9 protein-coding genes and 1 pseudogene are annotated in these 15,233 nt (G+C 35.1%); 3 read left to right on the forward strand and 7 right to left on the reverse strand.

Features of this window, described 5'->3' with window-relative positions:
• Positions 1 to 31: 31 nt before the first annotated feature.
• The 4 genes from AC1Q8L_RS07635 to AC1Q8L_RS07650 form a co-directional block, all read right to left on the reverse strand.
• Positions 32 to 1,894, reverse strand: coding sequence for an S-layer homology domain-containing protein (locus tag AC1Q8L_RS07635; protein ID WP_061660967.1), 1,863 nt, complete (start codon positions 1,892 to 1,894; stop codon positions 32 to 34).
• 146 nt (positions 1,895 to 2,040) lie between these two features.
• On the reverse strand, positions 2,041 to 3,129 hold the full coding sequence (csaB, locus tag AC1Q8L_RS07640) for a polysaccharide pyruvyl transferase CsaB (RefSeq protein ID WP_001241596.1): 1,089 nt from the start codon (positions 3,127 to 3,129) through the stop codon (positions 2,041 to 2,043).
• Positions 3,130 to 3,272: 143 nt separating this feature from the next.
• On the reverse strand, positions 3,273 to 4,793 hold the full coding sequence (locus AC1Q8L_RS07645; protein ID WP_061660968.1) for a putative polysaccharide biosynthesis protein: 1,521 nt from the start codon (positions 4,791 to 4,793) through the stop codon (positions 3,273 to 3,275).
• 330 nt (positions 4,794 to 5,123) lie between these two features.
• Entirely contained in the window at positions 5,124 to 6,593 is a 1,470-nt protein-coding gene (locus AC1Q8L_RS07650) for a SulP family inorganic anion transporter (protein ID WP_098312151.1), read from the reverse strand.
• 187 nt (positions 6,594 to 6,780) lie between these two features.
• Between AC1Q8L_RS07650 and AC1Q8L_RS07655 the strand changes: the two genes are divergently transcribed.
• The gene (locus tag AC1Q8L_RS07655) at positions 6,781 to 7,245 is read left to right on the forward strand and encodes a hypothetical protein (RefSeq protein WP_000954998.1); all 465 of its coding nucleotides are present in this window, start codon (positions 6,781 to 6,783) and stop codon (positions 7,243 to 7,245) included.
• Positions 7,246 to 7,379: 134 nt separating this feature from the next.
• Entirely contained in the window at positions 7,380 to 7,577 is a 198-nt protein-coding gene (locus tag AC1Q8L_RS07660) for a hypothetical protein (RefSeq protein WP_001098258.1), read from the forward strand.
• 555 nt (positions 7,578 to 8,132) lie between these two features.
• Here AC1Q8L_RS07660 and AC1Q8L_RS07665 read toward each other — a convergent pair.
• Positions 8,133 to 9,689 carry a fatty acid--CoA ligase gene (locus AC1Q8L_RS07665; RefSeq protein WP_098312152.1) on the reverse strand — a complete coding sequence of 519 codons (1,557 nt, stop codon included), beginning with the start codon at positions 9,687 to 9,689 and terminating at the stop codon, positions 8,133 to 8,135.
• A gap of 257 nt (positions 9,690 to 9,946) precedes the next feature.
• A complete protein-coding gene (locus AC1Q8L_RS07670; protein WP_000908776.1) occupies positions 9,947 to 11,434 on the reverse strand; it encodes a coproporphyrinogen III oxidase in 1,488 nt (495 codons plus the stop codon).
• A 252-nt stretch (positions 11,435 to 11,686) separates the two neighbouring features.
• On the opposite strand from AC1Q8L_RS07670, the gene AC1Q8L_RS07675 reads away from it, so the two are divergent.
• Positions 11,687 to 13,390, forward strand: a complete 1,704-nt coding sequence (locus tag AC1Q8L_RS07675; RefSeq protein ID WP_000726527.1) for an S-layer homology domain-containing protein — start codon at positions 11,687 to 11,689, stop codon at positions 13,388 to 13,390.
• A 68-nt stretch (positions 13,391 to 13,458) separates the two neighbouring features.
• Here the strand turns inward: AC1Q8L_RS07675 and AC1Q8L_RS07680 are convergent.
• Positions 13,459 to 15,233: pseudogene (locus tag AC1Q8L_RS07680) on the reverse strand (MSCRAMM family protein); the annotation flags it as partial.

Raw genomic sequence — 15,233 nt, forward strand, 5'->3', positions numbered from 1 at the left:
AAATGTCAGTAGCACCTTCTTTTTTATTTAATTAATGTTTTACGTATTCTAAGCTTTCTTTCGCAATATACGCTTCTGTTACAGTAGGATTATCTGAAATAACTTTAACCCACGCTTTTCCATTTATTATTTCTTCACCAGTAACTGTAACAACTACATTTGTATTTAAACGATACAGTCGCTCATTTGATATACTAGGATTCTTTTTCACTTCCACGTTATTCATCACACGTGCAAGTTTGTACTTGTTGTATTCTTTTTTACCTAAATAAGAATCAAAACGGTTCATATGCCCCGCTACTTTTTTACCCCAGTTCGCATCAGATGCATATTTCGCATTTAAACCAGCAGCTTTATCACCTGTATATGTTGCTGTATAACGCCAATGTCCTGGATTTAAATATCCTTCATTCATGTATAATTGTGCTGCATGTTCAATACAATCTTCTTTTGAATTGAATGCTTCTCCGTTGCCATATGGACTATCGTCTGTTGCTTTTAAACCAAATAAATTATTTTTGTCTTTTGCAAGAGCGCTTGTTCCATAATAACTTTCATGAATTGCTAATGAATATAAGAATAATGCATTTACATTATACTTGCTTTCTACTTCTTTAAATTTCTTTCCTAAACCAATTAATGGAGAGTCTGGCTTAATCGATTTCACATAACTATCTAGTTGTTCAGCTGTATAATCTGTTTTCGAACGTAATGATAAATAATTGAAATATTGATAGAAAGTTTCGTCTCCAAATGTCTTTCCATCTACACTATACATTTGCTGTCCTTGCTTCATGAAAGAAGGTGCCACACCATATCTAAATTCTGTATATCCAGGTGAACTTGTATTATATGTATAATATTTATGGTATAAATATCCATCTGATTTCACATAATAAGACGACTGTTTCATTTCATTTGTAGGAATTAAAGTGATTTCATTCTTCTTCACATAACCTGTCAAACCAGAAAGTTGAACTTTCACACGATCTTCGCCAACTTCTAACACTTTCAATTCTGTTCCATACTGAATATACGTATATACTGTTGATAAATTCTCATCATAAATATTAATGATGTTTTGCCCAGTTATTCTTTTCGCACTTGCAAAACCATCTTTAATCCATAAAAATTCGTTCTCGTATTTTACCGCATTCATACCTTTATTTTGAGCAGCCGTAACCGCTTCTTTATACGTATTATAGCGCTCTACTTCTTGCTCTGTTCCGTTTTCTCTTACATTTGTCACAACATATTTCTTAGTTTCTACAGGATTGCTATTTCCGTTTTTTTCAATCGTCTGAAGCATACGATCCAACATAGCTGAAGCCATCCCTCTTGTAGCTGATAAATGTGGTCTAAATGTATTATCTTCTGGATACCCTTTAATAATTTGAGTAGCCACCATAACTTGCACATGCTCTTTATAGTTAATACTATCTTTATCAGTAAAGGTAAGCGGACTTACAGCTACTTTAATATTTTTATAGTCTAACGCTCGCTTTACCATTATCGACATTTCTTCACGTGTAATCACATCATTTGGTGAGAATGTCTCGTTCGTACGACCATTAATAATTTTCGCTCCATATGCTCTACTTACACCATCATATAAACCGTAAGTCTTCGGCACATCCTCAAAATTCGAATCAGCTTTCGGTAAATTTAAAGCCCTTGCTATGAATGTAGCAAACTCTGCTCTTGTTACTAATTTATCAGGCGCATATACATTGTCTCCATACCCCATTAAAACTCCTTTAGTAATAAGTGAGCGCATATGCGTCTCAAACATATGTCCTGTAATATCATCATTTGCCGCATAACTTGAAATAGGAGTTAAAAGTAATGATCCCGTTAATGCCACTGCTGTTATACCTTTTGAAAAAGTCTTCAAGGTTATCCTCCTCGTAATCTACGAATTTATTATCACAAATTTGATTATATAATACTCACAATCATTTTAGCATAATAAATAGGAATTAAAATAAAACGTTTTTTAATTAGAATTTTCATTACATTCAAAACAAAATAAAAGACACTTTACTTTTTTAATAAAGTGCCTTTTTCCATATGATCAATGAGTTTCTTTGTTGCCTGTTTGCCTTGCAACCGAAGCTCATCTATTGTCAATTGTAACTCTTGCTGCACAGTTCCTTGTTGCATTAATTGCTTTTTCGCAATTTCATATAAATATTCAGCACTCCATTCGCCATCCACACTTCCTATAACTGGCTGATTCACTTGACTTAAAAACGAATCAATTTTCGGATCGTATGAAATCCCGACCATTGGAGTTTTGGCTACAGCAGAAAAAACTAGTGCATGAAGACGCATACCAATTAGTAATGAACATTGTGATAAAATGAATATTTTCTCGTCGATATCCATTTTATATGGAAGCATATACGTCTCTTCTCCCATTAAGTCTACTACTTCACGCGAAGCTTTTTGATCAAATGGCTCATGCATTGGAACAAATAGAATTTGATATCCTTCTTGCTTTAATTTTTTTAATGCCGCAGCTAATTTTTTTATATAATCTTCTTTTGCATTCCAATAACGCACACTAACCGCGATTACTTTTCCATGTATCGAATGCTTTTGCAACCAATCCGATTGTTTTGTCCGTTTCCATGTTAAAACAGGGTCTGGAACAATTTCAATATCGTTTTTTATGCCAAGTCCTTTTAAATATAAAAACGAATCCTCATCTCGAACTGATACATAGGAAGCTTTTGACAAGTTCCATTTTACTAATAGACGATTATATCCTTTTGTAATTGGACCTATTCCTTGTGAATAAATATAATACGGCTTTTTTAATAATCGAGCGAGTCCCATAATACCCGTATAATATAGAATACTCTTCGTACTTGTCTGATCTTGAAGAAGGCTCCCGCCACCACTAATAACTCCATCACTGTTTTTGATCGCATGATAAACAGCTTTTATATCCCAGCGATCTACCGATTCTACACCATACATTTCCTTTGTATATTTAGAATCATTTGATAGTACTACTAGTTCTATATCCGGGTTCTCTTTACTTAACGATTCAATAATTGATTGTAGAATCGCCTCGTCTCCAACATTATAAAAACCATAATATCCTGATAAGACTAAACGCACCCTAAATCTCCTCCAAAACTAGGTAACCGTTTATTTCATCTAACATAAACTGGTACCCATTCCTTACCTAAACACTTAATACCCTACATAGTTTCCTCTTTATCAGCTCATATGAATTTTAATAAAAAATTAAATTTTTATATTTATCTTTTCAAAAATGGTATTTTTTTTATTGATATCCATTTTAATTTCAAAGCACATACACCATACAAAATGGTTGTAATACTTAATGCTATACCACTGAATAATAACGTCATAATTCTTGAAAATGTAACATCTATCACATTAAATAGTTCATACAATCCTAGTCCTAAAATAGATGCTATTGCTAGCACACCAAAAAAGCTTTTTAAATGAATAGAATAGGCAATATAGCTTCGAATATACAAATGATTTACAATACAAATCAATACGTAAGTAATGAATGTACTATACGCCGCTCCATCTATGCCAAACTTCTGCACGAACATTATGTTTAACACGACTTTCACACAACTCGCACCAATAACAATCCATGCAGCTTGTGCAGAACGATTAATGCCCTGTAAAACACCTATTGATAATACCATAACCGCAGTAAAATACGAACTGCCAATCATAACTGTTAACATACTACTGCCTTTTACGTCTGTGAACAATCCGACATTTAACGGTACTGTTAATGCCATCAACCATATTGTTAACGGTGCTGTCAAAACATGCGCTAGTCGATTTGTATTTTGAATTGTTATTTTCGCCAAATTTATATCTCTTTTGGCCAATGCGGAAGTTAAGAGTGGTATTAACGGAAATACAATTGCACTTGCAAAAATAACAATTATTTGCGTGAATGCAAAACCGCGACTGTATATTCCAAATTGTTCTTGAATTTCTGTTGATGATCCTTGTAATACATGCGGTATTGTAAGCGAGTCTACTAAATTTAAAAGTGGCATTGATAAAGCTCCGATAGCGATTGGGATCGATACCCGCAATATCTTTTTGCCGTTTTCTCTTAAATCTCGGAGTGAATAGGAATTGCTTTTATTGTAGTATGGACTTCTATTATATTTTATACGCAAATATATAAGGGAACTAATGACTCCAAGAAAAGAGCCAACCATCGCACCACTAGTAATAACAGTATTACTCTTATCCCATGATACTAGTATGTAAGCAATTATTAACATAAAAAACACACGTACAAATTGCTCAATGACCTGTGATACCCCTGTTGGTTTCATATCACCGAAACCTTGAAAATACCCTCTATAAACTGCCATGTATGGAGCAATGAGTAATGCTAATGAAGTAATAAGCAACGGCATTCTAGTTTCTTGTCCACCAAGCATATTTGCAATTTCAATAGAAAATAATACAATGACTAAACAGCCGAAAACGCCAAATGCTATCCCTATAATTGACGCTGATGTAAATAATTTCGCAATTTCCTTTTGCTTATTTTTTTCGTTCAACTCTGCAATTAATTTCGAAATTGCAAGTGGAACTCCGGCTACCGATAATGTAAGAGCAATCATATATACAGGAAAAACAAGGCGGAAAATACCGAGCACTTCATCTCCTGCAATATTTTGTAATGGAATTTGAAAAAAACTACCAAGCAATTTTGACAAAAAGGTTGTAATTGTTAAAATCGCTGCTCCTTTTACAAATGTTTTATTCATATTTTTTCTCTTTTCTTTTATACATATACTCTCAAACATATTGTTTTAAACGATAGGGATTCACTTTATCCCATTGGTTATCATAACAAATTTATTATAGGTTGAATACTTGGTTTTTTTTACAAAATAGAAAAGAGAACCAATTCACGCCTATCTCTTCACACTCTAATTTCCAATACCTTCCATTATATGTGCACATTATAACTGTTTTCGTTACTCAAAAAGAGCTCTTCTCTATCACTGCGGTACATATTACTAAAAACATTATAAGAATATCCCACAACTCTACATTATAATGTATGTAAGATTGTGAGATATTCCAATTACCATCTAAACACTTAAGATTTTCAATTGCTCTTTCTGTTCATCGCTTGCCATTACTACGATTGTTTTTTCAATACTCGGGTGTACTTGCTCAAGCTTTACACTTGCCCCTGCTTTATTTGATTGCTCAACAAAATTTAATAATGCCATAGCTCCTGATACATCCATATAACGCACATCTTTCATACGTAAAACAACCGGTGACTTCACATCTTGTAAAGTAGAGAAAATACGATCTACTGATAAGAAAGAGAGCGGTCCTTGAATTGTATACGTTTCTTCTCTTTCTTTTACGATAGAAGTTTTACGTTCTTTACATTTCACCATATATATGATGAACGAAAGAATAATACCGAATGCAACAGCAATCATTAAATCGAACTTCACCGTTACAATCATCGTTACGAGCATAACAACGACATCACCTTTAGGAGTGACATGCATCTTTTTCATGCTTTCCCAATCGAACATTCCAATACCAGTTAAAATTAAAATACCTGATAGTACAGCAAGTGGAATATATTGTACGACCGAACCAAGACCCATAATAAAAATGAATAAGATAACACTATGCATACATGCCGAAAGTGCCGTTTTACCGCCACTTCTTATATTCACGATAGACCTTACAGTCGCACCTGCACCTGCTAATCCGCCAAACAATCCGCTCATCATATTACCGATACCTTGTCCAACGAGCTCTTTATTACTTTTATGACGTGTACCTGTCACATTATCCATTACGACCGATGTTAACAACGAGTCAATCGATCCTAATAAAGCAATACTAAGCGCTGGTAAAATAAGTGCTGCTATTCCTGTTCCACTTAAAGATGGAATATGAAGCGTAGGCATCGCTTCTGGAATGGTTCCAATCTTTTCAATTACTTTATTTAATGAAAGATTTCCGATAATCGGTAAATTTACTGTAAGTCCTTCGAGTAGGGAAGAAAATAAAGGTAGCAAAGCTGTCACACCGACTAGTGCTACTAAACTAGACGGAATCGCCTTAATCCACTTACCAGAAACAATCATTACAATAATCGTTAACACAACAAGTAGAAAACTATTTTGTACGTGCTTTATTTCACCTAAAATAATGATTAATGCAATACCATTCATAAATCCCGAAACGACAGGATACGGAATATATCGAACGTAAGAACCGAGCTTACATACACCGAATAAAATTTGAAATAACCCTGCCATCATAAAGGCAATAAAACTTGCCTCTAACCCGTGCGTCGCAATAACTCCTGTTGCGATAACGGTAATTGGTCCAGTTGGCCCCGTTACTTGCCCAGGTGTCCCGCCAAATAACGCTGCGAATAAACCTGCAAAAATCGCACCATACAATCCAACAAGCGCTCCCTCAGACGTTCCTGTCGCGGCAATACCAAATGCAATCGCAAGTGGTAACGCAACAATCGCAACAGTAAATCCTGCTAAACATTCCTTTACTATTTTTTGAAACATAAAAAAACCACCTTTGTATAAAGTCCATGTTCCATTGTACACCTAAAAAGATACATTCGTTAGCTCACTTTTTACATTCTCGTGACGTAAACGTATTCAATGAAAAGTTTCCCCCTTATCTTTGGAAACAATTGCAACTATGCTATAATGAACAAATTAAATCTTTTACTATATACTTGGAGGCACTATGCTAACTTTTGAAGAAAAATTATCGATTATTGAATCTTTCCCAGAACTAGAAAGAAAGAACGTATCATTAAAACGTGTAAACTTCCACTTTGAAGAAAGTCGTTTAGATAAAAAGAACGTTGTATTTCATTTACACCCAAATGGAAATGGATTTGTGTATGCAAGCGGTATTAAAGGTTACAAAACGGATGATAAGGGTATGGTTAACATCCGTGAGTTTTCAGCAGAAGAGTTACGTTCAGTAATTGAGAAATCAATTGACCTTCTATCACAAGAAGAAGTAGTAGCACCTGTAGAACCTGCAAAAGAAGAAGAATGGCAGAACGAAGATGGTCATATTCTTACTCTTATTTCAGAGGATGACATGTGGAACGTGTACGCTGGTGTAAACTTAGACGGTACATTCAACTCTTATCCAGAAGCTGCGGAATACCTTGATGAAGAAGGGTTTTCACGTAAATAAAAATAGAAACCTATTTCATCCAACGACTTTTATAGTAATCAAAAAAGACACTTAAGGTGTCTTTTTTTGTTATATAAACTCCTTTCTCACACTATCTCTATTAATTTTCATAAAATGATTCAGAGGAGGTTTATATGAATACAACTGCTAAATTAATAAATTGGAAAGAACATGGCGATATGATTATTCTAGAATGTGAATTAAATGGAAAACGCTTCGAGATATCAACATATAAACAACGAATATATAATGCACACCTTTTATCAGCTGACGTTTATATTCGTTTAGATTCATCTGATAATATAATTGGAATAAATATCTATAAAAAGTAAGAAAAGCCCCCTATTCCGTAAGCGGGCTTTATCTTTATTACAAAATGTTAGAGTATACTCTCTTTTTTTTCATACAGTTTATGTAATTATACATATTCATTAAAAAATACACTAAATGAATATTACATGTAGTAAAATATAACTTGTGGGCACGTTCTATAAAGCAGATTCTTTTAAAAGGCGTAACATATCAATTATTATAGGGGATGTGGCGTCACTTCGATATTGATCTCAAATCTCTTGTCTTTTGTGAACTAACAATCTAGTGTATATAGACGATTCTGCTTTATAGTGTGTGTTTACACTCATAACAAAGGGGTAATGGTAATACGGATAGATTCCGATTCGTATGAAATGAAATGGTTCAAGTCGGAGAGAGGCACCTTAAGGTGTCTTTTCTTTTTGGACATTACATCCATTTTGTTTTTCCACCTTATTTCAAATGCGCTAATTAACCTTCACCAAGAAGAAATGAGAATTGAAAAAGATATTGTTTCTTCTGTTTAATACAGAAAAATGAAGGATACCCCATAGATATGGGGCATCCTTCATTTTCTATTTTTTCGCACCTTTCAGTGACTCCCTCAGCACAAACTTCTGCAACTTCCCGCTCGCATTACGTGGAAGTTCATCTACAAATAAATAATGACGTGGACGCTTATAATCTGCTAATTCGTCACTTTCTTTGCAATACGTTTCTAAATCAGCTTCTGTTATTGTTTCATCTTTCTTCACAATAACTGCTACAACACGCTCTCCCCATAATTCATCTGGCTCACCAAGTACCGCCACATCTAATATACCGGGATGACTATGAAGGAAATCTTCAATTTCACGAGGGTAAATATTTACGCCACCGCTAATTACCATATCATCAACACGATCTGCAACGAATAAATAACCATCCTTATCAAAGTATCCTAAATCACCAGAATGATACCATCCTTTATACATCGATTTTTTATTTGCCTCTTCGCGATTATGATAGCCAGCCATCATAGTTGGGCCGCGTAAAATAATTTCTCCTACTTCATATGGAGGTAATACATCATCTGGTTCTGCCGGTGCATCCTCGTTCGGTTTCACAATACGAACTTCATGACTAAAGCATGGCGTGCCTGCTGAACCAGCTTTCGTAATTTGATCCTCCTCTACGAGAAACGCCACAACTGGTCCCATTTCTGTCATTCCGTATATTTGAACAAGGTCAATATAAAGACGTTCTTTACATTCCTTCACTAACGCCGGTGCCATTGCCGCTCCGCCATATATACCGATTTTCATTGAAGTTAAATCATACTGAATTAAATCTTTTTGCAACAACATATTCCACATCGTCGGTGCTGCAAAGAACGTCGTAATCTTTTCTTCTTGAATCGTATGTAATACTGTTTCTGTATCAAAATGATGCAAAATGACATTCTTTCCGCCAACTTGAATGCGTGGTATGATTCCGGCATTTAATTCACCACAGTGATATAAAGGTGCAACAACAAGCCCAACGCTATCTCTATTATATTTTAGGAAATACGTACAAATCATACTATGCTCAGCCATTTCACGATGACGATGTAATACGCCTTTCGGATGACCTGTCGTACCGCTCGTATAAAGCATTGAACAATAATCCATTTCATCAATTTCGATATTTACTTTCTCAGAAGATGCTGCATTCACTTTTTCATGGTAGGAACTTGCATAGGAAGGTTTATCGTTTTCTATAGACCAAAAAGATGTATTTGGAAAATCTCGTTCAATGATAGCAACAGTTGAATCAACTGCTTTTTCAAAGACAACGACTTTCGAGGATGCGTCCTGAAGAATATAAGATACTTCTTTCGCCTTTAAGCGGAAGTTAATCGGGTTAAAAATCGCACCAATTTTCGCACAAGCTAAGTAAACGTTTACAAATTCATGGCAGTTATATAAGTAAACAGATACTGTATCTCCCTTTCTTACTCCGTCTTCTAATAAAGCGTGTGCCGTTTTATTTATTTGTTCATCCCACTGTTTATATGTCCAGCGAATATTTTTTTCAGGTTCCACTAACGCCTCTTTATTCGTATACTTACCAACAGATAAATCAAAAATTCTCCCTATCGTCATGTACATGCCAACAATTTCCCCCTTTTCTCTTTCATAAATCTATCATTTCGTCTATAAGTAGACATTGTCCTTCAATGTTTTGACTAATTTTTCTGATTATTATCGACATAGTTTTACATACGGTACCGCTAGACGGTAAATGAAATTATATCGGCGATTTTTCGAATATATCGACTTACCGACAAAAACTGACAAGATATAATCGGCCCCCGTTACTGCAGGATAAAAAGAGGTTGTTCCGACTCGGAACAACCTCTTTCTTCTTATGCGAATAGCTCTTCTAAAATTTTCAATTTATCTTCTGTATATTTTACGAAGCCATCGTTATATGATTTTGGATCTTTCGGATTCGCGAAGTGCGTAATTGCCCCCGTCTTCGGATGAACAAATTTACTTGATGCACCGCAACCAAGTCCGATAATTGATTGTACTTCTTCCATAATGACAATGTTGTAAATACTTTCTTGCGTCGGCATTGCATAACCAACGTTCTCTAAGTTACCTAAAATATTCTTTTGACGATATAGGTAATATGGTACGTAATTATGCTTTTGCGTCCATTCTTCTGCTTCGTGCATCATCGCTGTAATTTCTTCGCGACCTGCTACTTTATATTTACGTTTGTTTTGCGTCATTTCAGAAGCACGTTTAAATGATAACGTATGAACTGTTAATGATTCTGGCATTAACTTTTCTGTTTCATCTAACGTATGCTTGAAGATATCTAACCCTTCACCAGGAAGACCAATAATTAAGTCCATATTAATATTGTTCATTCCCATTTCACGAGCTAAATGGTATTTCTCAATTGTTTCTTCTACAGTATGATGACGTCCAATTGCTTTTAGTGTCTCTTGATGGTATGACTGCGGATTAATACTAATACGGTCAATGTTCCATTTATTTAACACTTCTAGCTTTGCTGGCGTGATTGTATCTGGACGACCTGCCTCAACTGTAACTTCACGTACATTTTTCACGTCTGGGAACGCTTCGTACATTTCTTCATACAGCATATCCATCTCTTCTGCTGTAATACTTGTAGGTGTACCGCCGCCATAATAAATCGTCGTAACTTTCACACCTTTTTCTTTTAAAAACTTACCAATTTCACGAACTTCATAATGTAAACCACCTAAGAACGAATCAACAGACCCTTGGCGTCCATTAATCGCATAAGCCGGGAATGTACAGTATGCACATTTCGTTGGGCAGAACGGAATACCGATATAAATACTTACTTCTTCTTTCAAACGGTATAAATCCGGAACAACTGCTAATTGGCAATCAACAATACGCTGAAGAAGTTCAATTTTCTCTTCATGAATTAAATAACTTTCACGAAGTTCTTGATGCGCTTCTTCTTTTGACATACCATTTTGAAGCATTTTATGAAGAAGTTTCGTCGGACGTACTCCCGTTAAAATACCCCAGCTTTGTTCAAGTCCAGTTAACTGCTGAAGAACAGAAAGATATACATAAGAAACAACATGCTTCACTTGCTTCATACGCTCTTTTTCATCTGTGAAAGCAGATAAATCTTTCGAGAATGTTTCTTCATACACATTTCCTGTGCTAACATCCGTTAATCGAGCGGATGCTTTCACATTATCCTCAATGTGTATATCAACGATCAGATTCGCTTCCTCTTGTTCAAATCCAATCGTACTATCTTCAAAAAATAAGCCGCCAATATTTTGTAGCGGACGTAAAAAACGATCATCTTGTAACGTTTTAATTGAAATTAACACATTATCACCTTTTCATTTGCAAACTCTCTTTAGTTTACTTGAAGGGCGTTTACAGGTCAATACAGAAGGTTTTACCTGTTTCTCTTACATTTTTTCAAATAATTCTTTTTATGAATATCGCTCATGTATATAGACATCCTGATTTTCTCTTGTTAAAATTTATTAGTGTTAAAATCGATACATAGTGAAAATACAATATAAAAAGGAGGAATGTTAACACTAGATTCTATAATCTAATGTGTTAAAAAAAATATGAAAAAGAAATTTTATAGTGTTTTAACTCTCTCTCTTGCATTACAAACTGTTCTTGCACCTACTTATTCATTTGCAGAGAGTGCTGAAAAATCCGCCGAAGTATATACGGAGGATCAAGTTTTTAAAAGTATTAAAGAGCATGTTAATGAGCATAGTACTCATGAAGAAGATATCGAGGTTACTGGCCAATTCCTACTATACACTTCAAAAAAACATTCATTATATACCGCGAATGATTTAAAAAACAAATCGAATATCGAGATTACAGAACAAGTCGTAACGGCGACAAAGAAAAAAGGAAATGCTTACTACATAACGACGCCAACTGGCGCTGGATGGATAGATAACAATGATAATAGCTTAGAAGTTCAAGAGATTCATAAACTATCTAACCAAAAATTAATCGTAAAAGAAGAAGCTTCCATACATGCCCTTCCGTTCCAATCGTTTAAAGAAGAAGGGAAACTACAACCACAAGTCATTACTCCTACTGAACAAGCTGGAAATTGGTTTAAAGTCCAAATAAACGAAACAGCAAAATGGATTTATGCACCTTCTGCTACATTTGAAGGTACAAAAGCTTCATTATTAAAAAACAGTCGTACTGCTAAAAATAGTTTATTGAGAGCTCCGGAAGCTCTACAAACAAACAATATTTATGGCGTTACATTTAAAGAAATGATTGTCCCAAAAGGAAATGACGATATTCGCCCTGGCTACCCGATGGTACCTAAATATATTACGATTCACGAAACGGCTAATACAGCGAAAGGTGCCAATGCTCTAAATCATGCAAAATTCTTAGATAATCAAGCACGCGGAACAGCTGATCGCGCCGCATCTTGGCATTTCACAGTAGATGATAAAGAAATTTATCAACATCTTCCAGTAAATGAAGTTGGATGGCATGCTGGAAATAAAACTGGAAACTATGAATCTATCGGAATTGAAATTGCCGTTAATCAAGATGGAAACTATGAAAAAGCGGTAGAAAATGCCCGTAAATTGGCAGCTTATTTAATGAACGACTTAAATATTTCTCTAGATAAGGTCCAAAAACACCAATTTTGGTCAGGAAAAAACTGCCCTGCGTTTATGATTCAACGCGGACAATGGAATGCTTTCTTAAAAGGAACTGAAACATACTATAAGGAAAACCAAAAAAATCCCGTAACTGATGACATTACAGGTGGATGGTATGAACAAGACATTCGTCAATTAGCAGCTAGAGGCATTATGCAAGGAGAAGGGAACGGCAAGTACTTCCCAGAACGTCTTGTAACGCGTGCTGAATTTGCTACACTAATTACTCGTGCTTTACAATTACCAAGTGGAAACGCTAAGTTCACAGACTTAGAACAAGTACACCCATCTTTAAGAGACGGTATTAATCGTGCAGCAAGCGCAGGCATAATCCGCGGACGTGGTGATAATACATTTGATCCAAATACTACAATTACACGCGAAGAAGCTGTTATTATGATTGATCGTTCTCTAAAACACGCTGGTATTTTTGCAAAACAAGTTGAACTACCATTCGTAGACCAAAACTTAATTTACGCTAAAGAAGAAGTACAAAGAGTGTATGGATATGGAATTGTAAAAGGTAATGAATTTAATCAATTCGTACCAAAAGGACCATCACAACGTGCACACGCAGCTGCATTTATAAACAGAATGCTTAGCGTAATTGAAGCTTAAAATATTTATCTGTATTAATTTAAAAGGCATCAGAGATTGTATAATCTCTGATGCCTTTTATACATCTTTTAACTATTTTTAGCCATGAATCTTAAACGTATTCCTAGTAACAGAAGCATAAAACCGATGAATGGAACGTAATTCGTATTGTGTCCTGTAGCTGGAAGTTGTTGATTATTAGAAGAACCTTGTCCTTTTTCTGGTAAATTAGGTTTTTCTACTCCCTCACCTGGTTTTTCTGTTCCTTCACCCGGCTTCTCTGTTCCTTCACCTGGCTTCTCTGTTCCTTCACCTGGCTTCTCTGTTCCTTCACCTGGCTTCTCTGTTCCTTCACCTGGTTTTTCTGTTCCTTCACCTGGTTTTTCTGTTCCTTCACCTGGTTTTTCTGTTCCTTCACCTGGTTTTTCTGTTCCTTCACCCTGGTTTTTCCGGACCTTTTTCTGTATCTTTTTTATTTGTAATTTGAAGTTTTACAAATTCAATTTTTTCATTAGAAATCGTAAATTTCATTTCCTTATCGGATAAAGTATATCCTTCTGGCGCTTGGATTTCTTTTAAAGTGTAATCTCCTGGTTCTAACTTCTTAGAAGTCGCTTTACCGCTCTTATTTGTTGTTAATGTGTCGATTTTTGTTCCGTCTTTCCAAATTTCAAACACTGCGCCTGCTAATATTTTATTTGTATTATTAGCGTCTACCTTTGTAATTTCTAATTGACCTGTAATTTCTTCTTTCACTTTTTCATTCATAACTTCTTGTTTTACTACTTCATTTGCTACAACATTTACTTCTACTGTTACTTCTAACGCTTTATAACCTTCTGGTGCTTTCGTTTCTTCTAACGTATACTTTCCTGGCACTAAGCTTTCGAATTTCACAACGCCGTCTTTATTCGTTGTTTTCGCTTCTCCAACTACTTGACCAGCTTCGTTCTTTAATTTAAATTCCGCACCCGCTAGAACTTTTCCATTCTCTGCATCCTTTTTGATTACTTGTAAGCTTCCTAGTTCTTTTGCATTTTCTACTTGTACTTCTACTACTTTGTCCGCTTCCACAACGACTTCAATTTCTTCTTTTAGCAATTTATATCCTTGTGGTGCTTTCGTTTCTTTTAATGTGTACTTTCCTGGTTCTAATTTCTGTGAAACTACTTTACCAGTTTTATCTGTTCGTAACGTATCTACTTTTTTACCATCTTTATACACTTCGAATTCTGCGTCTGATAATACTTTCGTTTTATCTTCCGCATCTACTTTTACAATTTCGAATTGACCAAGACTCTTACTGTTCGTTACTTTTACATCAACAACTTTTTCACCGTCAACTGTTACATGAATTATTTGTTTTGTTAACTCATAACCTTCTGGTGCTTTTGTTTCTTCTAACGTATATTCACCTGGCACAAGTCCGTCTACTTTAACCGTTCCAGACTTATCTGTTGTAATTCCTTCTTTTACAACATTTCCTTTCGCATCTTTCAATGTAAATTCTGCGCCTGCTAAGCGTTTCGTTTGATCTTTATCATCCATTTTAATAATTTGTAGAGAACCTAAGATTTTTTCGTTTTCTGCCTCTACTTTTACTACTTCTTTCTCGTTTTGAATTGTTACTTTCCATTCTTTATTTGAAAGCTTGTAGCCCGCTGGTGCTTTCGTTTCTTTCACTGTGTATTCACCTAGCGGTAATTTTGGTGACATCACTTTTCCACTCTCATCTGTTTTCAGTTCCGCTACCTTTTTACCATCTTTATACACTTCGAATTCTGCGTCTGATAATACTTTCGTTTTATCTTCCGCATCTACTTTCACGATTTCGAATTGACCCGTTACTTTTTCATTCGTAACT

It is taken from the genome of Bacillus sp. GW823-FHT06A11 (assembly GCF_058795355.1).